The sequence below is a fragment of the Marinibium conchae genome, assembly GCF_015595035.1.
Classification (GTDB): domain Bacteria; phylum Pseudomonadota; class Gammaproteobacteria; order Enterobacterales; family Alteromonadaceae; genus Glaciecola.
The window spans coordinates 226,158-252,109 of record NZ_JADNRN010000002.1 but is presented as its reverse complement, the minus strand read 5'-3'; the positions used below and the strand labels follow the sequence as shown (position 1 = coordinate 252,109).

Here is a 25,952-nt window from a genome sequence, read left to right as displayed (position 1 = left end):
TACATAGGTGAGCATTTAATGACAAACAAAATATTAGTTGGCAGCCTCGAGCAATGTAACTTACCAGGGCTCGGCATAACTGAATTGCATGTGCGTGTGGATACTGGTGCGGCAACTTCATCTCTGCATGTTGATAATATTGAAGAGTTTGAGCTCGACGGTGAGAGCTGGATACGTTTCGATATTCACCCAGATATTCATGATGTTCAGAAACTTCGTAGATGCGAAGCCAAGGTTAGCAGTAGACGAAAAGTGAAAAGCTCTACCGCCACCAAACAACGCCGTTATGTGATAGAAACAATGATAGAAATGGCAGAGCAACACTGGCCTATTCAACTGACTCTCACAGACCGTTCTGAAATGACCTACCTTATGCTGCTAGGCCGCGAAGCTATGGCTGGGAAGTTCATTGTAGATCCTTCATTAGAATACCTTCTAAATAGTCAGGCCGAGTAGGCCTGCTTTCATACACTCAGTCACTTAATTTACAAAAAAATTACATCTAACGCCTAATTGTAAAAAGTTAGGTGTTTTACCATTTATTAAATAAAAAAATATCATCAGAAAAATAACAACAAAATCATATACCTATTACAAGCCTACTGATTATCAAACATAATAATGTAAACATTTTGTTATATTTTCAGCGCACACTTGTTACTTTTTTGTTTACAGTGGTCGTACCATCGTTTACTCTTTTGCCGTGCTCACCAATACCAATAATAAGAATAAAAGAATATCGCGGGCACACCAACTACATAAAAATAGGATAATCATTATGAATAAAGTAGTGCTCAAGAAATCGATATTTGGTGCAATCACTCTGTTAGCTTCTGCAACCGCATTTGCAGGCGGTGGCGGTGGTGGCAGCGGCGGTGGCGATGACGGCTTGCCCTTCCCTGACACTTGCCAAGTAAATTGCGGCTATGAAAACGGCTCGAACCCAAGCTTAAGTTCTTTACAAAGCACGCGCGGCGACTTCAGAGTAGCCACGAGAAGCGTATCTAGCTCTGTGTCAGGCTTTGGTGGAGGTACAATTTATTACCCAACTAACGCATCAGGTGAATTAGCTACAATTGCAATTTCCCCTGGTTTTACTGCTCGTCAGGATTCAATTTCTTGGTGGGGCCCCGTCTTGGCGTCTCATGGCTTTGTTGTGATGACCATTGATACGAACTCACGTTTCGACCAGCCCGTTAGTCGCGGCCGTCAACTCGATAGCGCATTATCGTATCTAATTGATCAGGGCAACAACAGAAATAGCCCAATATCTGGAATGGTCGATGAAAATCGCCTTGCAACCATGGGCCATTCAATGGGCGGTGGTGGTGCACTTCACTCAGCATCAAGAAATCGCCTGAGTGCATCGGTACCATTAGCTCCATGGAATACTGGCGGAAATCCATTTAATCAAATTAACGTTCCAACAATGATCATGGCTTGTGAAAGTGACGTTGTTGCGCCGGTGGGTATTCATGCAAGTCCGTTTTACAATCGCATACCAAATGGAACCGACAAAGCGCTTATTGAGTTAAATAACGGAAACCATAGCTGTGCTAACGGTGGCAGTGGCAGAAACAATCCACTACTAGCCACTTATGGTGTATCGTGGATGAAGCGTTTCTTAGACAAAGATCAGCGATTTACACCATTCTTATGTGGGCCTAACCATGAAGCGAATGGCGGCATCTCTGACTACAGAGATTCAAGCTGTAGCTAATGTGCAGGTGTATTGCTAGTGACTGACAAGTAACAGGTAACTAGCAAAGCATAGAAAAGGCTCGTCATTCGAGCCTTTTTTGTCTTATATTTTTGGGCAGGGTGAAATTGACTCGTTACGGTAACTCTACATTTTTCAGGAAAACCCATGGCAATTCAAAAAAAATCTATTTTCCAAGTTATTATTTTCTTTGTATTTTTTGTGCTGGGCTACCTAGCCTATGGCTACTTTCTAAAATCCGATGACTCTAGCACCACAAACGCTGGTGATGTTTCAGAGGAGTTACAGCAAAAGCAACAGCTCACTGATGTAAACTCAACCCTAGGAACGAAGTGGCAATGGGACGCTTCTGGTGACGAGCCTCAACAGAACCAAAAAAAGGCAGAGCCTAAGCAAATGTCACAACAGTACCCTTTCACAAAACAGTCTGTTTACAACGCCTTACAAGCGGTAAAGCTGGATGCTAACGGGAGGTTAATTCTCGACAATGATGCAATGATCGCCCTCGATGAAGCCCTCGAGCGTATTTACAATGAACTCAGCCCAGAAGCTTTGGCTGCACTCCAACAGTTAATTAAAGAAGCCTTGCCCGGTATTACCGGTGAACAAACCGCAGAACTCGTGGCTAATTACACGAATTATCTCAAAGCCAAGGAAGACTTTAGCGAATTGTATGAAAATCAAGATGAAAGCGCGGGCGAAATGACTCAAGAGTCAATAGCAAATGACGCCCAATTATATGACGAGCTTCAAGCCTTAAGAGCGGTTCACCTCGGGGATGAAGCCGCAACTGAGCTTTTCAGGGTTTCTGATGCCGCGGCTGAGTACATGTTTGCAAGCATGCAGCTCAGTATGAATAGCAACATGACGCCCGAAGAAATGGTGCAAGAGCAGCAACGTTTGCAAGACAAACAAATTGCTGACTCCCTCAATATCGTTAACTGGGACTCTCGCTACAGCAGCTTCAAAGCAAACAAGCAGAGCATTCTCAACGCATCGATATCACAAGCAGAAAAAGAGAAACAAATCACCGAGCTTATCCAACAACAGTTCTCTGCTCAAGAGATCGAAAAGATGCGTTACTTCGGGCTTGATCAAGCATATTAGTGGGTGTAAATGACACGCTATAAACCCCTAACAACACTTATTCATGCCTTACTTTTGCTTGCTTCGCTAAGCCTTGTGTATGCCCATATTCAGCTTCATCAGACAGCACACCTAGGTCACGGCGATGCTGCTTCCCGAGAGTGGCGTCAACCCGATGAACTCAATGACAATTTTCCAATGCCAGTGGGTAGCGCCCAGTTCACACTCGACTTCAGTTTAATTGAGGAACGGGTTTGGCGGGCAGATTTATCAACAATTATTGATAGCCAAAGCGACGTCGACTCAGCCCATAGGAAGAGCGTAGATGGAAGTCTCTTAAGTCTATTGGAGGATATAAGCGCGCTATATTCAGAAGATGAAATAAGCCGCCTACAATTGCTCATTAAAAAAGCCAAACCAGGAAACTCAGGCGAAACACTTGCTGGCCTGCTAATGCAATACCGCGCGTATTCGCAGCAAGAGGCTGGTATTGAGGAAGAAATAGCGAAGGCAAATAAGCAACAAAAAGTAGGCTTATTAAAAGACTATCCACAGCGCATTAATGCACTGCAACGAAAGTACTTTGGCGAGGCAGTTGCCTATAGCTTGTTTGCCCGACAAAACATAAGCAAACGCTACTTATATAAACGCCAAATGATTAACTTGCAGACGACGTTGAGCGAAGACAAAAAATACCAAGCTCTGAAAGAGGCAGAAGCCAGTTATCGGATAGCTTTGGATGGCCTTTCAAGGTGAGAAGTTTAAGCATACGGTTACTATTAAGCGTGGTGTTTGGACTGGCCTTGTCGCTTGCTTTTTTAGAGCATGACTTCTACGTACTTTCCTGGCTAGCTTTCGTGCCTTTATTTTTTGCACTACAAGGAAGCACGTTCAAACAAGCGTATGTGCTCAGCTTAGTGGGAAGCTTTGTCGCTTTCGCAACTGGAAAATATTGGATAATAGACTTCATTGTTATATCTAAAGGAGCAACCGATGCTACCAGCCTCTTTTTTGCTTTTCTCTACTGGTTTTATTGCGCCCACCTCTTTGTATTCGCAATACTATTAACACTCTGGCTAAAACGAAATAGTAGACTGCCTTTAGCAATCATTTTTCCGGTAGTATTTACCGCGTTTACCGCAGGCTATCCGCTACTTTTCAGTATGCACTTGGGCGATACCCAAGTGCGTTTTACTGCAGCATTACAAGCAATTGAATATACCGGTGTACATGGTCTGAATGCCATTGTCGCGCTTGCAAATGTGTGGGTGTATTCTTTGTTGCATAAGGCTATTTGCCGCATACCGGGCACGACTGCCAATTCAGTATTTTCACGACTCGAAATAATCATGCCCGGTATTATCCTCGTAGCTTGGTTTGCCTACGGGAGCTTAACACTTGAGGCTTGGCAACAAAAAATCACGCAGTGGCCTAGCTTGAAAGTGGGGATGATACAAAGCAACGAAATACCGAGCCTAGGTAAAAAGGTGAGCTACCCGGGCTATTCAGCGAGTTATTTGCCTGAAATGGAGATGAGCGAGCGACTGGCCAAATTAGACCTAGACCTTATTGTTTGGCCAGAATCCCAGTATAAAAGCTATCTGGATAACAACTTCGTAGCAGATGCCTTTAAACGCAGCGTCGCAGACATGGGCACGGCAATACTGTTTCAAGATTTCGAGACGATTGCTGCGTCGGGCGAAACTGAGTCTATTCGCCAGTTCAATAGCGCAGTCTTTATTGACGCTAAGGGAGAGCAAGCCCCTAGCTACAGAAAAATAAAACGCATACCCTTTGGTGAATATCTACCTATTGTTAGCGATAATCCCCATTTAAAGCGCTTGGCTTCTTCTTATCTAGGCGAGTTTCTAAATGAGATTTCAGCAGGCGAAAGCTACGTGAGTATGCCCCATCCAAGCCTTAGCCTTGTGCCACTTATTTGTTACGAAACAACTTTTCCAAGCTTTGTGGCTAACGCGCTAGACGCTGCATTAGCTACGGAGCGAAAAAGCGCAGTGCTTGTGGGGATGTCTAACGACGGTTGGTTTGGCTCAACGCATCAACCTAAACAACACATCACGGTATCGGCACTAAGAGCAGTGGAAAACCGCACGCCACTTGTTCATGTGGCAAATAACGGCCCCTCAATCGTGGTCGCAGCAAGCGGCGAAATTACATTCGAAGCCGATTTTCAGCAAGCTGGAGGCTATGTTGCTGAGCTCAAATATGCCGATTGGCAAAATACACAGGAGGAACAAACAAAGCAAGGTAGCTTTTACAGTCGCCACCCTAGCCTGTTTATTTATTCAATGTATGTAGTACTCGTGCTCATGCTAGCGCACACTCTATTGCTGCGTTTATTCTTCAATAAGGATCGATAAACTCATATTAAAGCGTTGCTCCAAAGCAATAATCTTGGCGATACTTTCTTCATCAAAAATATGGCCTTGCGGAAGGATCAAAATATCGTTGTCATTGTACAAGGATTCATGCAGCATCATACCTGGTTTGAGCTGAGCACTAGTTAAACCGATATCAAACTTATCAACATTCTCAGCCATTTGAGTTTTTTTCAATATGTTCACTATGCTGCCATCATATTGCAAACCACAGTAGTTATTTACTTTTTCAAGCGCGCTCGGTACGTCATATTCGCTACCATTAATACGCCCCATTCTGTAACGCACGAAGTCTCTGGCAACAGCGAGTATTTTAGCGCCAACAGGTATATCAGAACCAGGTAATGCGTTTGGAAAACCTCGTCCGTTCACAAATTCAAATTGATTGATGATGATATTGGTGACCTCTGGCAACTGTGCAGGCGCGAGAATTAATTGAGCTCTGCCAGCTTGTGTGTAAAAGGCTTCTTTTTGAGCAGGGCTTAGCTTTGAAAATGGCGTTTTGAGTATAGCGCTGTCGAGTGACAACATGCCGATTTCACAAATCAAAGCAGAGAATGAAATGTCAGATACTACTTGCTCATCCAACTGCATTTCTTGCGCAATTGTTTGTGCTACCTTACTCACCGACTTAGCAAAAGCGCCGCTAAAGAGAGGGTTACTGCTTAGCATGTTATACATGACTTTTTTTACCGAAGTTGCGCCTCTTTCAGACTTACTCAGTGCCGTTTTTAACTGCTGGGTTCGCTGCGCGACTTTCGTTTCCAAGGTGCTATTGAGTGAACTTAGCTCTTTGTTTTGCTTTGCTGTAAGCGTTAGTAGTTTCTTGTTTTCGGCTTCTAACTTGTGCTGAATCACGCCCTGCTCAACCGCTTCAAGCAACACATTATTGTCCCAAGGCTTTTGCAAAAAGCGATGTACTTGGCCATTATTTATCACATCAAGCGTTGACTCCAAATCGGCAAAACCCGACAACACAATCCTGTAGGTTTGAGGAAAATTGCTTGCTACTTTTGTAAGAAACTCTGGGCCATTCATGCCAGGCATCTTCATATCTGATATCACAACATGCACAGTCTGCTTCTGCATAAAATCGAAAGCTTTTTGAGCGCTATCGGCAAGGACAAGACGAAAAGGTTTGCCATGAAAAATACGTTTCATTGAGCGCAGAATACTGGTTTCATCGTCTACACATAAAACAGTGTACTTCACTGGTTCTGCGGTTTTTACTGTTTGCTCAACCGATGCAGGGCTGTTAACTTCGGCTTGCTCACTATTGCTCATAAAAATTCACCGTCTTCATCATTATCAAAAATCAAATCATTATCGTTGTTGTCGTGGCTCAAATCCTTTTGCGGCATAGGCTCTTCTGTCTTACTATCGTTCGTGGTTTGGCTGTCAGAAATATGCTGCTCTTCAAGATCGTCAACTTTATCCGACTTTATATTCTGCGCAGCCTCATCCTGACTTATCGGCAGCGATAAAATGAAGGTACTACCCTCACCCAACCTGCTGTCTACTTCGATAAAGCCGCCGTGCTCTTGGATGATTTCAAAGGAAATAGATAAACCCAAACCCGTTCCTTCGCCTTCCGCTTTTGTCGTAAAGAAAGGGTTGAAGATATTTTTGAGGGTTTGCTTATCCATTCCACTACCATTATCTTTAACCTCAACAACAATCGTATTGCCTTGAGGATAAGACTTCACAATAACCTTACCATCTGTATCAAGCGCCTGAGCAGCATTAACAATGAGATTGGTAACTACTTGATTAATTTTACCCACATTGATCAAGGTCTGAGGAAGCGCTTGTAGCTCTAATATCAATTCGCCTTTTTGCTCCACTTTTGACTTCACCATTTTGGCACTGGTTGAAATACACTGATTAATATCAAATAGTTGCATTGTGTCGCTATCAGCGCGGGAAAACGACTTCATGTTTTTGACTATTTCAATAACTCTATTCAAACCATCTTCGGTATCGGCAATAAGTTCTTTCACGTCATCATTAATGAAAGCAAAGTCTTGGGCTTCAGCAAAAGCAATGAGTTGCTCGCACACTTGGTCTCGCTCAGCATTATTGTTTTCTTTAATGCTCTTAGTAAGCTGATCCACTAAAACACTGAGCGCCGAGTAGGTCTGTACGTAGTCTTTTAGGCTACTAACGTTACTGTTAATAAAGCCAACGGGATTGTTGATTTCATGCGCTACACCTGCTGCTAGTTGTCCTACAGATGCCATTTTTTCGGCTTGTAATAGCTTTTGTTGCGTCGACTTCAAGTCTTGGTTAATTTGAGTCAATTCTTCGTTTTGACTCTGCACTTGTTGCGTACGCCTCTTCACTTTCATTTCCAGTGTTCTATTCAGCCCTTGAAGTGCATTTTGAAAGGACTGTGTACGCTGGTATTCAATTTCGAGGTTATCGACTAAAGAATTGAAAGAAGTGGCTACCTCGGCTATCTCATCTTCACTGTCAGTGGGTACTCGTGCAACATCGAAATGACCTGAATCGATAGCTGTGGTGATATTTTTAACACCTTTTCGCAGAGTATTGAGCTGTTTCGTCAGGTAAGCTCCTAAAAACCATGAAAACAAAGCTACTAAGGCAATCTCGAACACAGCAAGCACTGCCATCCAACCTGTTACCTTGTTAATCGTTGCTTGCATGTTGGAAATACTAATGCCCAGCTCAACCCGCCCATAAGCCAGATCTCCTTCGCTAATAACAGTCGTAGTGTCGAACACGCCATCAGTGACATCTTCAACGAATTCGTCTAGCTCAAAAGGCCGACTCAAAAAAGACAAGTCCCCAGCACCAGCAAGCAAGCGCCCCTCATCGTCATACACTTTTGCATAGACAATATCGGGGTTACTAAGCACATCATTACTAATTGCATCTAAGGACGCTAAATCAAAGGAAAGAACCGCATTTTTGGTGGTAGTTGCAAAAAGCTGGGATGCGGTGTCGGCTCGTTTGATCAAGTTTTCGTTGGCAATATTTGCCATAAACTTGGTTGCCGTAACAACAAGCACTAAAAGTAGCGTAGCCTCTATGAGCGCTGTACCCACGATTGTTTTTGCAGTTAGAGTGACTCTCATGCCGCTCCTTAGTCAGTTAATTTGTAGCGCTTGGCGCTAAAAAGCCTGATATCCCTAAGTGCCTGATGTCGTCCCAGTCATTGTCTGTTGCCGCTTCAAATGGATTGAACTTGAGTTCATTTAGTAGTTTTTGAAAAGACTCATCTTGATTCAACGTTAAGAAGGCCTGCATGATATTTGCGATGTCTTCATCCGACACACGCCTGTGCGCTGCGATTGCATGTGGAGTGTAACTATCGCTAGTCCAAATAACTTTCAAGTTTTTGCGAATGTGTTCTGGTGCTGCATTAAATGTTCTCATAACACCACCGCCTGCAGGAACAAAACCTCGAGCGACATTGAGGTAAACTGAATCGTGCGAAAATACATATTTCGGCTGAATTGCTATCGCTGCATTTTCGAATATCTTTTGTGGAATGATGCTCGCGGCAAATGATGCTGGGGCTGGGAAAGCGATTTCTTGGTTGCGTAATTGTTCAAGTGACGCTAGATCGGACGAGGCAAGTGCAACAATAATTCCCCTCAGTGCTTTATTACTCTCTTTCGCTATCGCCCTGTAGGCTCCACTTTCTGATGAACTAAAATGCACGTAATGATACGGATTCATGTACGCAAGATCATACTCACCAGCGGCAAGCCTTGCTTCAAAAGTAGGAATATTTTTAGCGGTGGCAAACTTGATTTCTATATTCGTTTCTGCCGACAAACGGCGAAGCACCGGCCCCCATTTAGAGGCCAGTCTGGTAGGGGATTGTTGTGGAACCACCCCAAAGCTAAGTTGTCTTTTTTTATCTACCGCCGCCTCAGATTGCTGTTGCGCCTTGATTGGTAAAATAAAACTGCATAAAAAGACTAGGCATAAAAGCCCTCGTGTCATGCAAACGCCTCTTGTTCTGTTTCTACTATAGAGTCAAGCACCATCGCCAAAGCGTAATTGTCGATCGGCTTAGCTATCTTGAATACTCTTGCATCGTTTTCGGTTGCTATTCTGTTATCGGTAAATTCATCGAAAACAATAATATGGGGTTTGTATTCCAGCTTTTCTTCGATAACGTCAGTTAGAGCGGAGATGTCGACCCTAGAGGTTTGACTATCGATCATGATTAATGATGGTTTGTGTTGAGCAATCTCAACACCCGACTCAATTCCATACTGATAAACTTGAGTAACAAAACCCGCGTTACGCGCAATTCGTTGAGCGTTTTTCACCAACTGCTTTTCTACTGACACTATAAAACAAGACTTCTCTTGTTCAACAATGAGCTCGGAAGGTATTGGAATCTGATTCTGAGTAAGAAAGTCGAGTAAATCGCTGTGCTTAACCCTGTTATTTCCACGCCCTGGTAGCTTAAACGCTTTTAATTTTTTGGCTTCTATCCATCGGATAACTGTACGTGGATTTACGTCGCATATCTTTGCAACTTCACCACTAGAGAATGACTTCATATTATATCGACTACATCATGCTAAGGAAGATTGGAGATTAGCAAAAGTGCATACGCATTGCGACACACAGGCCGATTTCCGACTATACCAAGCTATTAAAAAATATACCTTCGTAGTAGAAGCTCACAACAAATTAGCACTTTTAATCCAATCGTTTTTTTCACTTTAGCTTCAGAAAAACATAGGTTTAGAGAGTCAAGTAATTAAGCGCACTATTGTTCGATTTATAAATGCTGGGAACAGAAAAGATTGCTATCGCCTTGCGTAGGCAAGGCCTGGTTTCCTTCCTTCGAAGGAATGACGAGTTAGCGTGGGAAAGACGAATTCACGCAGGAATGACAAATTCACGCAGGAATGACGAATTCACGCAGGAATGACGAATTCACGTAGGAATGACGAATTCGCACAGGAATGACGAATTCGCGCAGGAATGACGAATTCGCGCAGGAATGACGAATTCGCAAAGGAATGACGAATTCGCTCAGGATGGACAGATTCGCGCAGGAACATCGTCCTTACGCGCGGAGGGCGGAGGCCTTTCTGCGTCTCTGGATTGCGAAACCCGCCAAGCTTGCAATCAGCAATACGCCTAACGCACCTGCATCATCTTGGGAAACAAGATTGTCGGGACCTCGAGTTTCAATTAAGGTATTTGGCGCTGGGTTAAGGTCAGGGTTAGTAACAGTGGCAGGGTCCACAACAACGATATCGGTAATGATAATGAGGTTGGTTTCATCGGGCTCAGTACCGCTGTTTATCTCGTCAGCGGTAATATCACGCATTGGGAAGTCTTCGAAAGCACCACCAAAATTGAATCTAGATTCTTGGTTAATTGCATCAATAATTTGCATACCGTCGCCCAGCACTTGTCCGAATACGCTGAAGCCTCCGTTATTAGTATCGAGAGAGGTATTATCTACTACATTGACAAACCACTGGCTTGTTGCACTATTTGGGTTCCCAGTCAATTTAGCCATAGCAACCGTGCCACGTAAATTGCTTAGCTCAGGCTCATTATTAATTGCTGGGCTTGTAGCAAGCACGTCAGGTGGGAAGGAGTTGTTATATTGATAACCACCGGCCTGTACAACAAACGCGGGGATAGAGCGATGCACAACGTTATTGGTATATGCGCCCGCGTTTACGTAGCTAAGAAAATTTTCGACTGTTCCTGGGGTAGTTTCATCAAATAAATTAATTTGAAAATTGCCGACATTAGTCTGTACTTCAACTACGGTTGCATTACTAACAAAAGGCAAGCTCAGGGCAGCAGCAACTAATAAGGCCTTGATAGAAATAGAGTGACTAGAGGACGCAGTTTTTTTGGAGACTTTTTTAAATAATGACATACTAAAGTTCTTTATTATTTTTATAAGTGATATCGCCACTAACATATAGTTTTGCGATGCTCGCATGATAAGGTGGGAGCCTTTATCAGCGTAGTGTAAGACTAAATCATTAAGCTGCACAACACTAGCCTTTAAAGCTACAAAATCCTCACATTTTTATCACAGGGCAAGTAAATTTACTGTAGCCCGCTCACGCTTATGTTCATTTGTCTGCTATTGCCAAGATCATCAACCACAAGTAGCGTATGCGTTCCTGTCGTCGCTGAAAAGCTCAACGTTTGCTGAAGTGCGCTACTTTGTAGCTCATCAGAAAGACTCACCTCGCCAATAAATGCTTTATTTGCAAACCAAAACAACTTGGTCGCCGCGCTATCTGTACTGGCCTTCAAGGGTATTTCAACGCTATCTTCTGTAAGCGAATTGATGATGTAGCGCATCTTGTGTTGGGGGGAAAATACCTCTATCTCGCCTTGTTGAGTGGTGGCGTCCAAGCTTCCACACCCTGTCATCATAGCGGGTGCTTGCGCGATAAAAATGCCTGCCTGTTGATAAAGCGCTAATACATCGGAAGGCCAAAAAGCATAGTATTTAAGGGTCGATTTGCTTAAATCTCTGTCGCAACGCTGTAAGCCTGTTTCCTTGTCTATGTAGAGCTCCCGATAAATATTCGACGCCTTGATGGGCGACAGCCCTGGGATAAACTCACCCTCGACTTTTTCGGGGCAACCCTGCTCATACAAATCACCCGTAGCTTTGCAAATAGAGACAGTGCTTATGTTCAAGGGCTCTGAAGGCATTTTTTCAAACGCGATATTTTGTTTCTCGGTTCGATAAGACAGATAATCTGCAATGTCAAAAAACAATGGGCCTGCCGCGCTTCTGCCGATGAAGGCCTTATTACCCTGACCAGTGAAATTACCTATCCACACCGCTATTGCATAGTCTCCCACTAAGCCAACAGCCCATGCGTCACGATAGGCCCAAGAGGTACCTGTTTTCCATGCCACAGGAGTGTTAAGTTGATGATTTTGCTGCCTAGGCTGTATTCTCGGACCTTTGTTCTGCTCTAACATTTTTCGAATTAAATAAGCCGCCTCTCGAGAAATTAACTGCTTGCTTTGATCTTCTATTTTGTTCTCTTTTGTGTTTGTTTTTGAGCTTGCTCTTAAGCTTGTTATGCCCCCTGTTTTTTTACTTTCTTCAATTTCATTGGCACTCACCCAGTAAGTGCTTACTGCGCTTTTATACACTCCCTTATTTGCGATCATGGCGTAAAGCTCGAGTAGCTTTTGCATCGTGATCTCACCGCCGCCCAAACTCAGCGCCAAACCATAGAAATCTTCATTTTTTAGGCCTTCCACCCCAACTTCCTCTAATAGTTTGTACAGGGTTAGCAGCTTGGGCTGTTCATTCTGAAGCGCATTGAGTTCGGCCTGAAGCTGCACGGCAGGCACATTTCTGCTACTCACTAATGCTTGAGTTGCTGATATCGGGCCTACAAAACCTTTGCCAAAATTCTCTGGAGCAAAGGCAGCATAACGTGTTGGCAGGTCTTTCAATATTGTTGAAGGGTGAATAATGCCAGCGTCTAGGGCCAATGCATAAACAAAAGGCTTTAGCGTCGAGCCCGGACTTCGCAGCGCTTGGGTTCCATTCACTTGGCCCTGAATAGCAGTATTAAAGAAATCCGCCGATCCTAGCATTGCTTTGATGTGCATGTTTCGGGTATCGATTATCATTGCACTTGCGTTCTCAATTCCTTTTGAACGATGCCTTTTTACATAACGCGTAACCACTGAATGCATTGCACTTTGTAGATCCAAGTCTAAGGTGGTTCTTATTTTCTCTCCTAACACAATTGAGTCGGATGCAAGTAGATACTGTGTAAAGTGTGGCGCGTAGAAAGGCAGATCTTTGGTTGAATTCACTTTCAGCGTTAGGTTTATTTTCTCTAAACGTTTAGCGTCATCTGGAAACGCCTCAAGCCAACGTGTCGCCAACCTAGCTTTTGCTTGTTCAAAGGCCTGTTTCCTCTGCCCACTCAACTTGCTTATATTTCGCTTACTTGGATTTTGTGGCACCAATGCCAAACGTAAGGCTTCGGGTAAACTTAGTGCTGAGGCTGGTTTGTTGAAATATATCAAACTAGCCGCACCGATCCCTTCGATATTGCCACCATAAGGGGCTAAGTTTAAGTAAGCTTCTAGTACTTCGTCTTTGGAATAGTGCCTTGCAATTTGCAGGGCTCTAAAAATCTGAGTGACTTTTCCACGCAAAGTGTTCGATGGTATTTTCCAACGTAACCTTGCAGTTTGCATAGTGATGGTTGAAGCACCTATCCTTCGCTCAGCTAGCACGTAGGTTTGCCAAAATGCTCGAATCAAAGCAATGTAATCAACACCTGAATGCTTATAAAAATTTTGGTCCTCGTACAATATCGTGGCTTGCACAAGATCATCAGAGATTTCGTGCAATTGTGTATATAAGCGATAACGGTCGTCATCAGCTAAGGTGAGGCGCAACAGTTTACCATTACTGTCATATAGCGCCGTTGAGTAAGCTTGATAAAAGCTGCCTTGCAAACCCAGATCTGGCTTGGGGAGCAGCAAATAAGCGAGAGCTCCGATAGCAAAAGCGCAGAGCAGCACCACACTTAATTTAAAACGCGTAGTGAGTTTCCTCCACATCTACTTTGCGGTCACCGTAAATTTACTTACGGCCGATACTCCTTTTATCGAACGATCGTACATTGACTCAGCGCTACTTGCAGGCACGACAAATTCACCGGCAGCGGTCGCTTGAACAGTATAAGTAATTTCTTTAATACGCTTACTTACAGAAGTGTAAAACACAATTCGATCGTCGCGAATGTCAATATAATCTGAACGCCATGGACCACTTGTTCTATCTACTGATTCTCGGAGCACTTCAAAACCACCAGGTAGCAAGTCGACAATAGCAATATTATCAATATTGGCTTGCTCAATAGACCTTACGCGTAACTTAACAATAGCTTTTTCACCTTGTTGTAAACGGGTAATTACTTGGCCATCTTCATTGACGAAACTGCGCTGAATTTCAATACCTTGCTTCACTGGATCGAGGGCTAAGTTGGTTTCATAACCAGCTTGTAAATCAACATAGTACAGTGCCTTGCTGTCGTGCTGAGCACTTACCCGGTTAATTTCATTGACTCTCGCTTTGTAATTCACTGTTGGGAAAGGGGTGAAACTCGGCTCTAGGCGCATCTCTTCATTTGTGAAATAACGCATAAACTCAATTGCAGCATCGCTTTCCACTATGCTTTCGTTGTCGCCCATAGCACTGTGATACGCACCTAAGGCTAGCGTGCTATATGACGCTGAAATCGTATTATAACGCCCAGCAAAAATGTCTTCAGTCAAACTCAGCATGTAGTCAGGCGATAACCTATTAATTTGCTCAGGGAAGTGTTTCGCTAACAAGTATAGATGCTGTGCGTCTAACGCTAAGGCCGGCGCTTCGCCACTAATCGCTTGAAGCGCTTTGCCCTGCTTGCCATAAGCATAGCTTTTAATCAGTGAATGAGCATCTTCACTGCGTTGCATTAACGCATAGCTAGCTGCAATGTAACTTGCCATTAGGTCTTCCTTCCATGCCCCTGGAGCATCATCTAGTAGGTCAATGATCAAGTTGCTGGTAACAATGCCGCTGCGCGTTAATAAGTAAATAGCATGCGCGCGATTTCTTAAGGCTAACTGCTCTGTAGTTTCCTCAAGTAATGTCGCGTTCTGCGTTCTTGGCGAAACTCTTTGTTCGTTGGCGAATTCGCTTAATGTATTATTTAAGAACGCAACACCACTGCTGAGCATGTCGCTAGGCACTGGATAACCCAAGCTTTCGGCTTCGATCAAAAAGTGCATCACATAAATACTCACTTCAAAGTTGTTATCTTCGCGGTTAGGCCAATAGGCAAAACCACCTGAGTAGCTTTGGCGAGTGCGCAGCTTTTTAATCACTTCGTTAAAGTGCTCTAATGCTTTTTGCGCTTTTGTATTGGTTGAAGGATTAGTGGTATATGCTGGCAAATTTGATAGGCCAATCAACGGGAATACTTGGCTCACCATCTGTTCGGTACAACCATGGGGATACGCCGCTAGGTAGTTACTTAAGCCATCAGCAATAACCAGCGGGCTGCTTGACGCCCGCAAGGAATACACCGACTCTTGCTCAAAAAATTCAAGCGGTGAATCGATACTCAGTTCACCGTCTTTTGAGGCACCTGTGTTGATGTGTACGGAGTACGCAGAAGCCGGCCTTACGCTCATGCTTGCGCTGCGACTCCCTTTATAAACCTTGCCATTGGCATCAGTCATCGACACATCAAATTCGACCTTTGCCTCGCCCAGTATTTCGTTGGCTTTCACTCGGAAGCGAAGTGCATCCTCCTGATTTTCAAGTAGTTGCATGTTTAGCAACAATTCGTTTTCAGCATTGATGTTAAGTGCGGATTGTGAGCCTTGCACAAAGCTCAGATGCTCGGAGCTTCGAACAACGATTTCCACCGCATTTGCTTCGCCAGCTTGTGTTGACTCTACAAGGTTAGCAACGCTCACACTAATGTCAAACTCATCACCTGGCGCTGCTTGGTTCAAAATATTAGGGCTAATAACAAAAGGTCCACGCACTAACAAAGATTGCTGAGCGCTGCCTACGGTGCCCTGACCAGTTGCAATCGCCATCACGCGCAATCCACCTGCAAAATCCTCGGGCACATCATAACTTAGCTTATTGTTGCCTTTTTTAGCGTCGATAATACCCGACCAAAACACGACTGGTTTTTTCTCTTGCCTAGCAAAGGGATTATTTGTTCTTTGTCGGCGCGAGCCCGATACCATGATTTTTTCCGCAAACATATCCTCCTCCGCTCTCATTTCCATATCACCTCCCGCTGCAGACAGCATATTACTCAAAGCAAAATCAGGCAGTATCAAATCGAGAATTTGCATGGTACGTACGCTAAGAGCTCGTTTCTGCAGGAAGAAACTTAAAGGGTTTGGAGTTTGATAATTAGCAACATTTAATATACCGAGGTCGACGGCAAATACTAGTAGCTTGGCATCTTGACTGAGATCCACATTCATTTCCATCGACTTACCTGGCTCAGCGATATCGGGAGTTGCAATCTCTATATCGATTCGTCGTTTATCACGATTAATAGAAAAAGGCTTCACAGCGTAGCTAAGTGGGCTAGTAAGAATTTCACGGGACGAGGTATCGCGTACAAAAGCGACGTTCACATAAGCATTTCCTTCCAAATCATTTGGTACTCTTATGCGCTGAATGGAGTTCTTTGTATCGGCTGTAAACCATGTAAAGCTATGTAACTTATTACTTTCAATTGATATCAATCCATTGCCCTTGTAAGGCGCCTGAATGCTAAGTTCGATTTCTTCACCCGGTGAAAAATCCGACTTATTCAGGCTCAAACTAAGCTCTGCATCTTTTGCTAACTTACCGGTATCGTTCGTGGCACCAACAACCGTATAGTTAAGCGCACTGAGCAAACGACCTTGAGCATCAACGAACTCTAGTAAGTAGCTTCCCGCGGTACTCGTGTTAAGTATAACTTGCTTGTAAACACTGGCTTCGCCGGGCTGCATTTTACTGATATTTATGATATCGCTACTTAGCTGCTCTTTTTGCTCAATCGTTTGATATTGATAACGCCCGTTGTACTGCTCAACTAGAGTAGATACCTTGATAATTTTACTCAAACGCTGCTCTATGTTTTCAAGCTCAATACTGGTCAGTTGATTATCGATAGCAACAAGAGACAGTTTGCGTTCAGCATCTTTGTTTAAGTAACTTAAATCACCATCGGCAGAGAAACCCAGCATGAATGACAAGGGAGAATAACGAAAAGTGCTACTGGTGCGAACTGAGCGGCCGCCAGAAGGCTCATAAGCTTCAACTGAATTATAGGCCGCAAAGGCACCGGCCCTTAATTCGCCTAAGGACGTAGAGCGTAAATCGAAAGTAAAAGTAGCCTCACCGTTAGCATCGGTTTCAGCCTCTTTCACTGGTAAATCTAAACCTTCTATTTCACTGCTTGCGTTAGCCCCGATCACATTGAAGCGGAAGCCATCAAAGGGCTTGAAGCGAAATTCACTTGGGTTTAATCGCAGTTCGGAAGTGACTATGCGTTGCTGAGCCGGGCTACCAAATAAGTTTGATAACGTTACCGTATTCGATATTGCATTCCCAGTTATCCAGCCAGTTGTCGCCCTTAGGCCGTCTACCTTGTTAGCTACTGTCATAGTGTCAGGCTGAAAAGCCTCGATACTGAAATCGGTGTAGCCGATTTGCCTATCTCTATATTGGCGAGTGTAGACACGCCCGTCACTATGTCGACCTTGGTTCTTAGTGCGCACCAGATGCAGGCTAGCACTGTATTCACCCGTAACAAAGTCAGATTCAGTCTGCATGCGATGTTCGAACATACCTTGTTGAGGCAGTGTAAATTTATGCACTTTTACTTCGTTGTATTGACTATCTCTAATGATCAGTTCCAGTGGAATACCAGCTAAATCCTTAAAGCCTTTACCCTTTACAATGCCAGCCAAATCAACACTTTCCCCCGGGCGATAGATACCGCGATCGGAGAAAACAAAGCCACTCACGCCAGCGTTTGCATCACCTCCATAGTCATAAAGACCTGATACATCAAAGCGCGAATAGTTAATTTGTCTTGTGTACCTATCGTAAGGAATAAAAGATACATCGCCGTCAACACTTGCAACAAACACCGTGGCTTGCTGCTCTCGTTGAAAGTCTCTTGCAGATGGCATAGAGGCATGACCGAGCTCATTAGTGGTGCGAGTAAACAAGCTCTTTCCGTTTTTACCAAGCAATTCTACTTTTACATTGGCTGCAGGTTTGCCACTTGAAATTGATTGCACAAAAATCTCTTGGCTATTGTCTGCATTGGTTTTGATGATCAGGCCAAGGTCGGTTACTAGCACTAAGCGTTTGTCGCTTACGCCATAAATTTGATTGCCGCGGCGATTGTCCCAACCATTAATTTCGATAAGAAACAAACCTACATCACTATTTGTTTTCGATACCAGGCCATTTAAATCAACAGAGGCATAACTTGCCTCTTTAGGGCTTTTACTGGCATCGGCCATTGGAATAACGCGTTTGGAAAATGAGGCCAGATTTTCAGGTCCAAAACTCCAGTTATTAAAGTCTGGATTACTAATATCGCCGCGTGTTTGTGATACTAAATGATAAAGCTCATCGTTGATTATTTTGCCTATCGACACCTGCACAGCATTTAAGCCACGGCTCGTGAAGGCAAGCCGCTGGTCTTTACTGTAAGTCATTACCGAGCCTTCGCCATTAATAACGACTTCTTGTGGATATTCAGGTGCCACAAAAATACGATCGTAAAAGCTCTTATAAATAAAGCCATTTACCGAACGTATGCCAGCATCTATTTTAAAATAATATTGTTGGCCTTGGACCTCATCAATACGCAATTGATAAGTTGTAGAGTGGTCTTTTTTATTTGGCATGAGCACGAAATCAATGGTTTGCGCACTATTTAAGACTTGTGATGTTACCTCACGAGGGTTCTGCCAATATCGCTTGCCGTTTTTTTCGTTGTGTTTGGGAAGACGATAGATATTGAGCTTATTGAGCAATTCGTCTTTTGTTATTGGATCAGTAAAACGTAGTAAAACAAATTGTTGAGGTTCGTTTTCTGGGTTACGCAGAATATCGACGCTAAAGTCTTCTACTTTCAAATAGGAATAAACGTCGGGGATCGACACTTTCACACTCGTATCGGTAGCCAGCCCTTCACCACCGCGTTTGGCCACTAAGCCTTGCTTCAAAGACGCTTCGACAAGTCTGGGAGCATCAGGTAGCTCGTCCAATACAAACATGACCGCAGCACTCAAACCGTCAGCACTCACCTTGCTTTGCAAGTTATTTATGGCCTCTCGCTTTACATCGCTAACGCCGCTATCGGTGAGGTAAGCCATGTCGACTTGTTGCTTGAAAGCACTTGGCTCAATAGCATAGTTGAAGCTGTATTCAACCTGTATCGACTTGTGATTGCTTTGAGGGTCGAGATAAAACTCAGCGCCTTCCACATTTGCCTGAAGTTCGGGAGTAGTAAAGTCGTATTCGTAAGTGTCGAATGTATCTTGTGTGCTAAATACTTCTGGGGCGAACGACACCGTATATTTTTGGCCAGCAGGCCAAGCCGAACTAGGCATAAACACTAAACTGCGGTCATCTTTCCATATCCACTCCCCTTCTTTGGCGGGTGATAGTTTAACGCCTCCTTTAAGTGTAGCCCCAAGCAGTTCGATGGGTGCCACGGATGGCGAGCCAAGCTCCGGATCTTGTTTGTTATATTCGAAGCGTATGCCAAATGGTGGATGCACTTTTTCAGGATCTTCAGGATCATAAACATCAACGGTAAGAGGTAGCTCAATTTGTGCAGTAATTAATAGCGCTTCTGGCAAGTTTTGGAAGTAATCTATCGCTTTATAGTTGCCAAAAATAAACAAACAAAGCGCCCCAATCAGGAACAGAAATTTAGCAAATGAACGACGTCGAAGTTGATTTAAATAGTCTAACCACGGTGGCAACTGCCATTTGAACTTGCCCAACACCGCCGACAACAGCAAAGCCAGAAGGGTAAAAGGAAACATCAGTGTTTTTAAGATAGCTTGCATGGCTTCGTCCTAGAATGCGTTCATTTGCTTAATCCTAGACCATCATATCAGCATGTGGTTCATAAGCATATTTGCACCATTTAAACCTTTCTGTTTGCAACTGCGACTGAATAGTTATAAGCACCAAGAAGTTGGTTAAGTTTGCTAATTTTTAGCAAAGTTCAGCGATAAAAATGATGCACAAAAGATGATTTTTAAATTTATGCATATAAAACATGTACTTATACTTTTGGCACAAGCAATGCAAATGACGAGTTAATAATAAGCATTCGTGCAAATCAGTAGCAATGAATAATAGTGCACTAAGCCTAGAGCTATCACTGTACGATGACGATTAAACACAAAACGGTCGACAACGACAAAACTAAATACACAAAATGGAGCATCTCATGATCAGTAAAATACGCCGCCCAATATATTCTTTCTTTAGCATTGCCGCACTCAGCGTTGCCTTGAGCGGATGCATTATCCACGTAAATGCAAAAGACGCCGATTGGGAAAGTGATTGGGATTCGAAAGAAAAGCATTCTGAATCTTATTCTGGCGATATTCAGTCAACCAATAAAAGTGTGAAGGTAACTGAAGGTCGCGACGTTCAAAACGTTAGCTCGGTCAATGGTAGCGTTAAAATTCAGGATGGCGTGAGCGCAAGAAAAGTCTCTAGTGTAAATGGCAAAGTAAGTGTTGGCGATAACGTTAGCGTGAGTAGCCTTGAGTCGGTGAATGGTCAAATAAAGGTGGGTGACAACTTCAGTAGCTCTGGTAACGTCGGTACGGTTAATGGCGGTATTCGTATTGAAGAAGACAGCACTGTGGGCGGCGATATCAGAACAGTAAACGGCACTATTCGACTACAAGGCGTAAGCGTTGCAAAGGGAGTTACAAGCAAAAACGGTAGCATTAAACTAGAAAACGGCACCGTTGTTTCTGGTGACATTCACTTTGAAGAGATTAGAAATAATCGCTACAAGCAAAAGAACCCTAGCCTATACATCAGCGCTGATTCTAAAGTAGAGGGCAATATTATTCTCGACCGCGAAGTAAACTTAGAACTTGAAAACCCAGCAATGCTCGAACGAGTAAAAAGAAACTACTGAATTGCGTAGGCCAGAGATGGCCTAGCCCGCTAAAGACGGCCTCTATCGCGAGGCTCTCATGATATCGGCTTTGGCGTCTTCAGCAATTTTTTCGTATAAAATATGTTGTTGATTGTAAGAGACACTAAACGGGCTTTCTTTTTCTCCAACAATTGATGCCAGAGTGGAAATACTTTGGTTTTCAAAAGAGTATTTGTAGACGTCAAAGCCCGTGCTTGTTTTTAGTTTGTAAACTATACCGTCATCAAACAAATTGAAGCTGCCAGGGACTGACAAGTCGATTCCCTTTATAAAAACCTCTTCTTTACCACTTAACAAGTTCTTCCGCCAAAGCCCAAGTTCTCGAAACTTAGTAAAATATAAATATTCATTGTTTGAGCTTACATCACCGATATACCCACCGCCTTCTGTCAATTGTGTTATGGCACCATTTTCAAACTGGTATATTTGCCAATCATTGTTGTGATCCGAAGAAAAATAAAAGCCGCTTCCACTGTCAGTTGCTGCATTCAATTGAATATATTCCAATGGAAAATCTACACGCGAGACTTTTGCTGATGCGATATCTAGTTCATATACAAATGTGCCTTGTGAAAAATAGAGGGTTTCATCACTTCTTGACCACACCAAATTAACAGGATTAGCATCTCGTTCTAAATTCGTTTTTAAAATAGCGTTTCCATTGTAGTCGTAGACATAAATTTGGCGTGTACCAGTACGATTGGAAAAAAATGCATAGAGTTCAGACTGATTTGCAAACACAGGAGCAAAATCGTCGCGGGAGTTATTTACGTTGCCGAGCTGTAAGCCTTTGGTGCCTAAAGAGTATGACCTTATGTCTTTTTCACTATTAGACTCTGCAACAAAATAAAGTGAACCATCCTCGATACCTACTACTGGTTGTGCGATCGAAGTGGTTGAACTATACAAAATATGCTCTTCATCTGTATCGAGTTCTTTTAATGCAATCTTATTTTCATCAACTTGGTAAACAGGATTACCATTTTTATCAAGCGCCAAATAAGCGAGTAATTTATCAATTGAATGAATCGTACTCAGGCTGTTTGTATCAAGAGATAGTCTCATAATACTCGTTTCTTTTTTCCAGTACTTATTCCTTAAAAAGTAAATGCTGTTATTTGGCAAAAAATATAATGGATTATAGTCACCAAAACCTACTTCGGTAGGTGTAGTCAGCTGGAGTTTCTTTCCTGTGTAAATGTTAACTTGAAAAATGGCTCTGGGATCTTGCTCTGAGTTACTTTCATTATAGTAAATCAATGCCTTATCAGAGTCCCACGCTACATTGACTTCTTCGCTATGTTGATAACAAGTCGTTGCAATTGTTTCCTCAACTAATCCGGTATTTTTGCTCAGATTCCCAATCAAAAGTTGACATTGCCCTTTAGAAAAGCGATGAAATAAAATTGCATCACTGTCGGGTGACCAAACATGGTTTGAATACTCAGAAACATTATCAATAACATAAAGAATCTTAGAAGACTCCTTGTCCATGACATGTATTGACCACTTGGCACTATCAACATCGCTATACAAATAGCTCAGGAAATTACCATTTGGTGATAACGTGGGCTTATATTCTAGGCCGTTAAGGCTAGTTACTGGTTCAATTAGCGAATATTGGTAGTCAAGAACCGACTTTTTTGACCCTAAGTCAAATTTAGAAATAATCGCAAACGCTAATAAGCCAGAAAGCAGAACTAAGCCGGTATAAGTAAACAGGACCTGAGGCTTTTTAATTGAAGGTTGTGCAGAGCTCTCGGCTGCAATGATTGTTGCTGTACTGCTTTTTTCTATGTCAGCTTGTGCTTCACTTTGCGAAACTATTTCATCATCGAGAAAAGTGACATCAATTTGAGGGCAAATTCGGTATCCACGTTTAGAAATCGTTTCAATAACAGATTTGTTATCTTCTTCATTAAAAACTTTTCTTATTTTTGCTACGCAAGATGTCACAGCATGGTCACTAACTATCATGCCACTCCAAACGTGTTCAACGAGTGCATCGCGAGTGACGACTTTTCCGTTTTGTTTTAATAAGAAAAGTAGCAAATCCATAGAGCGGGGTTCAAGGTGAAACACTTTGTCTCCGTGCTTCAGAGTCAGATTGTCAGGACATACCTTCCAATCATCGAGCAGGATTTCCATACCTACAACCTTGCTTAATTAATAATCACAAAAGTGTACCTTAGTGATGTTTAAAATCAAACCAATAAATGTCCGCGATAATTCCGTGACATAAAATGCACCATTTAATGATCATAGCATCAGTGTTTGATGAGTTTTTATTTTTGATCACTTGCTACATTGATTAGGCATTCAAGGAAACAAGCAGCAAACCTTTGAAATGGCGATTTATTTCAGTGCAAGAATAATGTTGATTACAGCATTAATTAAGAATAATTAAAGGAAGCTATTATCATGAAAACTATCAAACTAACTATCGTTTCACTTTTTATTACCTTTGTAGCAGCGACTTCAGCCATTGCTAATGAAACTCCAAATCAAAATACCACGCCGCAAGCTGAAGAAAAGAAAAAAGATAAAACACCTACGGCTCCGCCAGAAGATAACGACATTATCACGATGCTTTATTGCAAATACATTGTTAAGTGCTTGTAGTTCAGCACTTCAAGTCTCCGTAAGCCAAAGGAATTGCCATTGCTTGTAATCCTCAAGTAATGGCAATTCCCTTTTTGGCAATAAATGAAGTCTCAAATAGAGGACTGTTTTCGCAAAAGAGGTTGTTGAAGCATGAACCAAAATCCATACCTAAAAAAAGGATTTTACATATTAAACCCTAGGGTAAAAGCCTTAGTTCGCGACGAAAAACTGTTACTCGTTCACGCCGATAGTGGCCAATCAATGAGCGTAAGCCTTGCCGCAAGTTGTCTGATTTCGCCACTCTCCTGCGGTGCGAGATATGCAGAGCTTATACGAACAATAAGTGAAAAATTCCCTTCTGCACAAAGTGTCCACCAAGACTTGAAAAACACCCTATTGGACATGAGTAAAATCGGTTTTGTTTCCCAAATACAAGATGCACCAAATCTCCGAGGCTTTTATTCTTTGTGTAGCTTAGATACACCAGCAAAATCTATTGCAGGTATTTTGGAAAAAGTGCATATACAACTGAGACATTTCGTTTATTTATTTGCCTTGGTGCTATCAATCATGGCAATAGGGTCGTTATTCAAATATGACTTGTTACCAGAATTACGCGAAGTCATTACTAATTTTAGCCTTACCGGCTTTGTCTTGTTTCTTCTATTACTGATTCCCTTGCACGAATTTTCCCATGCTATTGCTTGTCGTATGGCTGGTATAGCTTCAGGTAGATTCGGAATAGTGATGCATGGTGGTATTTTGCCCGGACCATTCATTGATACAAGTTTACGTCAATTGGTCACTAGCAAATGGAAACGAGCATCGATACCGCTTGTTGGTCCGTTAACTAATTTGGTGTGTGCCGGTGCTGTCGCCCTGGTCATCGCACTTGGGCACAGTAATTTAATAAATCTGTCTAGTTTCCATATATCGGATGCTGCACTACATACACTATTTTTATTGTGCATATCATTTTTTTATTTCGATAGCAGTCCAAGCTTTGCAAGCGATGGAAGTCATGTCGTTGAAACGATATTTGAAAATGAAAATCTACGAAAGGCAGCTTTGAGTACCGAAAAATCTACCCTAGCTGAGCCACGCGAAGTATTCAAATACAGACTGCTGTGCGTTTTGCATGCAAGTGTAGGACTTGTATTTTTCGCATTTTGGCTCTTTACCTAACCCTAGTTACATACCTACTTTATAGCTCCAGTCCTCATTACGGTTTTCAAACCGTGTCAACTTTTCATTTTGCACCTACACCCAATTAACAGGCAAATATTAGTTGGCTAAAGTAACTAAACGGAGTGAACAAAAAGCCACCTGTTTTTTGTCCTTGTTTAATTTCTTGTTATGTTTCGTGTGCTGAAGGGTACGCGCATAAAACAATTGAAATACCTAAATCCGCTGTACTTTTTAAAACAGGAGGGTCTAGATAAATATTCATGTTGATACTATCAGCACTAAACCAACCAATAAAATACTCAACGGTTCCGCCTGACTTTATCAGACTGTCGAAAAAGCCCTTGTGCTTAGTAAGCTCACTATTTCTAGAAGCTATAAACTCTTCAAAAAGAATATCCTCAGCATCTAATCTTTCACCATTACAAAAATCAAAAGTCCAAAACATGCTTTCATGAGTCCCTTTAAGTCGTCTGCCATTCGGTGTAATTCGAGGCTCACCAATTTTATGAGATATATGAGGCGTTAGGTTTAATTCCTTACTAATATTTTCAGGTTCCATTTTAGGGTGCGAAATCTTTAACGAAACACAAAACTTATAATCTGGCACTATCCATCCTTAGAAACATAACACCACAATAAGCGGCGGCCGCGCTCTTTGCGGACGTCAGTCTTCATTGATTTGTTAAATAGCCATGTTCTCATAATCTTCTATCCACAACTTCTCTATCCAAGAGTTTGTTCCATTCGTTGAAATTTGAAAAGCAAGTTTTGATGGGGGTTGATTAATAAACCATTCTTTAATTAGGTCTACCGCTTTAGATACCTTAGCCAAATATTGCTTTACTTCAACTTCGCTTTTATTCGAATATGTAAATACCTCAAAATCGAAATTTAGATTTTTTGGCGTGTACTTAATGCCCAATCCAAACAGCCCTTTTTTTACTTCGGTTGGCTTGATCTTAATTGGGTAAGCAAAAACATCCTTTTCTAATTTTTCAGGTATTATTTCATCTGCGTTTCGCAAGAAAGAATGTCGGCAGCATATTAAGTAAGAAATGCTTCCAGCGGCTGCCATTCGCCCACCAAGCCTCATTAGGGCGATGGTATGTATTTCATTTTTGAAGTACACACTCTTACCACTCTTTACGAAGCCAGCTTTATTAGCTACTTCAGACTCAAATAATGCATCGAACTCAGATTTTTCCATGGCTA

At 42.6% G+C, this 25,952-nt stretch carries 18 protein-coding genes; 8 read left to right on the top strand and 10 right to left on the bottom strand.

All coding sequences use genetic code 11. The features are described from left to right. The first annotated feature begins 18 nt into the window (after positions 1 to 18). From ISG33_RS08890 to lnt, 5 genes are all read left to right on the top strand, one after another. Positions 19 to 456, top strand: a complete 438-nt coding sequence (locus ISG33_RS08890; RefSeq protein WP_195733252.1) for an ATP-dependent zinc protease family protein — start codon at positions 19 to 21, stop codon at positions 454 to 456. 322 nt (positions 457 to 778) lie between these two features. Then, complete coding sequence (locus ISG33_RS08885; RefSeq protein WP_195733251.1) at positions 779 to 1,720, top strand: alpha/beta hydrolase family protein; 942 nt, start codon at positions 779 to 781, stop codon at positions 1,718 to 1,720. A 147-nt stretch (positions 1,721 to 1,867) separates the two neighbouring features. Next, complete coding sequence (locus tag ISG33_RS08880; RefSeq protein WP_195733250.1) at positions 1,868 to 2,827, top strand: lipase secretion chaperone; 960 nt, start codon at positions 1,868 to 1,870, stop codon at positions 2,825 to 2,827. A 9-nt stretch (positions 2,828 to 2,836) separates the two neighbouring features. Beyond that, positions 2,837 to 3,562: a lipase secretion chaperone gene (locus ISG33_RS08875; RefSeq protein ID WP_195733249.1), complete on the top strand. Its 726-nt coding sequence runs from the start codon at positions 2,837 to 2,839 to the stop codon at positions 3,560 to 3,562. Beyond that, a complete protein-coding gene (gene lnt, locus ISG33_RS08870; RefSeq protein WP_195733248.1) occupies positions 3,559 to 5,187 on the top strand; it encodes an apolipoprotein N-acyltransferase in 1,629 nt (542 codons plus the stop codon). Before ISG33_RS08875 ends, lnt begins: the two co-directional genes overlap by 4 nt. On the opposite strand, the gene nosR is transcribed toward lnt, so the two are convergent. The 7 genes from nosR to ISG33_RS08835 all read right to left on the bottom strand — a co-directional run bounded on the left by nosR (position 5,164) and on the right by ISG33_RS08835 (position 19,830). Continuing rightward, positions 5,164 to 6,489, bottom strand: coding sequence for a response regulator c-di-GMP phosphodiesterase, NosR family (gene nosR, locus ISG33_RS08865; RefSeq protein WP_195733247.1), 1,326 nt, complete (start codon positions 6,487 to 6,489; stop codon positions 5,164 to 5,166). The two genes, lnt and nosR, sit on opposite strands and share 24 nt — an antisense overlap. Continuing rightward, a complete protein-coding gene (locus ISG33_RS08860) occupies positions 6,486 to 8,303 on the bottom strand; it encodes a sensor histidine kinase (RefSeq protein WP_195733246.1) in 1,818 nt (605 codons plus the stop codon). Before ISG33_RS08860 ends, nosR begins: the two co-directional genes overlap by 4 nt. 16 nt (positions 8,304 to 8,319) lie before the next feature. Further along, positions 8,320 to 9,180, bottom strand: a complete 861-nt coding sequence (locus tag ISG33_RS08855) for a phosphate/phosphite/phosphonate ABC transporter substrate-binding protein (RefSeq protein ID WP_195733245.1) — start codon at positions 9,178 to 9,180, stop codon at positions 8,320 to 8,322. Then, positions 9,177 to 9,749 carry a helix-turn-helix domain-containing protein gene (locus ISG33_RS08850; protein WP_195733244.1) on the bottom strand — a complete coding sequence of 191 codons (573 nt, stop codon included), beginning with the start codon at positions 9,747 to 9,749 and terminating at the stop codon, positions 9,177 to 9,179. Before ISG33_RS08850 ends, ISG33_RS08855 begins: the two co-directional genes overlap by 4 nt. 515 nt (positions 9,750 to 10,264) lie before the next feature. After that, positions 10,265 to 11,098: a peptidylprolyl isomerase gene (locus ISG33_RS08845; protein WP_195733243.1), complete on the bottom strand. Its 834-nt coding sequence runs from the start codon at positions 11,096 to 11,098 to the stop codon at positions 10,265 to 10,267. Between the two features lie 176 nt (positions 11,099 to 11,274). Next, positions 11,275 to 13,785 carry a penicillin-binding protein 1C gene (pbpC, locus tag ISG33_RS08840; RefSeq protein ID WP_195733242.1) on the bottom strand — a complete coding sequence of 837 codons (2,511 nt, stop codon included), beginning with the start codon at positions 13,783 to 13,785 and terminating at the stop codon, positions 11,275 to 11,277. Then, a complete protein-coding gene (locus ISG33_RS08835) occupies positions 13,786 to 19,830 on the bottom strand; it encodes an alpha-2-macroglobulin (RefSeq protein WP_195733241.1) in 6,045 nt (2,014 codons plus the stop codon). It abuts the gene before it with no gap. A gap of 389 nt (positions 19,831 to 20,219) precedes the next feature. On the opposite strand from ISG33_RS08835, the gene ISG33_RS08830 reads away from it, so the two are divergent. Next, positions 20,220 to 20,927: a DUF4097 family beta strand repeat-containing protein gene (locus tag ISG33_RS08830; protein ID WP_195733240.1), complete on the top strand. Its 708-nt coding sequence runs from the start codon at positions 20,220 to 20,222 to the stop codon at positions 20,925 to 20,927. Between the two features lie 42 nt (positions 20,928 to 20,969). Here the strand turns inward: ISG33_RS08830 and ISG33_RS08825 are convergent, their stop codons facing one another. Then, complete coding sequence (locus tag ISG33_RS08825; RefSeq protein ID WP_195733239.1) at positions 20,970 to 23,096, bottom strand: winged helix-turn-helix domain-containing protein; 2,127 nt, start codon at positions 23,094 to 23,096, stop codon at positions 20,970 to 20,972. Positions 23,097 to 23,369: 273 nt separating this feature from the next. On the opposite strand from ISG33_RS08825, the gene ISG33_RS08820 reads away from it, so the two are divergent. Then, positions 23,370 to 23,570: a hypothetical protein gene (locus ISG33_RS08820; RefSeq protein ID WP_195733238.1), complete on the top strand. Its 201-nt coding sequence runs from the start codon at positions 23,370 to 23,372 to the stop codon at positions 23,568 to 23,570. A gap of 132 nt (positions 23,571 to 23,702) precedes the next feature. Then, positions 23,703 to 24,737: a M50 family metallopeptidase gene (locus ISG33_RS08815; RefSeq protein WP_195733237.1), complete on the top strand. Its 1,035-nt coding sequence runs from the start codon at positions 23,703 to 23,705 to the stop codon at positions 24,735 to 24,737. 169 nt (positions 24,738 to 24,906) lie between these two features. On the opposite strand, the gene ISG33_RS08810 is transcribed toward ISG33_RS08815, so the two are convergent. Both ISG33_RS08810 and ISG33_RS08805 read right to left on the bottom strand, forming a co-directional pair. Continuing rightward, complete coding sequence (locus ISG33_RS08810; protein WP_195733236.1) at positions 24,907 to 25,347, bottom strand: DUF4279 domain-containing protein; 441 nt, start codon at positions 25,345 to 25,347, stop codon at positions 24,907 to 24,909. Positions 25,348 to 25,422: 75 nt separating this feature from the next. Then, positions 25,423 to 25,947, bottom strand: a complete 525-nt coding sequence (locus ISG33_RS08805) for a hypothetical protein (RefSeq protein ID WP_195733235.1) — start codon at positions 25,945 to 25,947, stop codon at positions 25,423 to 25,425. Positions 25,948 to 25,952: the final 5 nt, after the last annotated feature.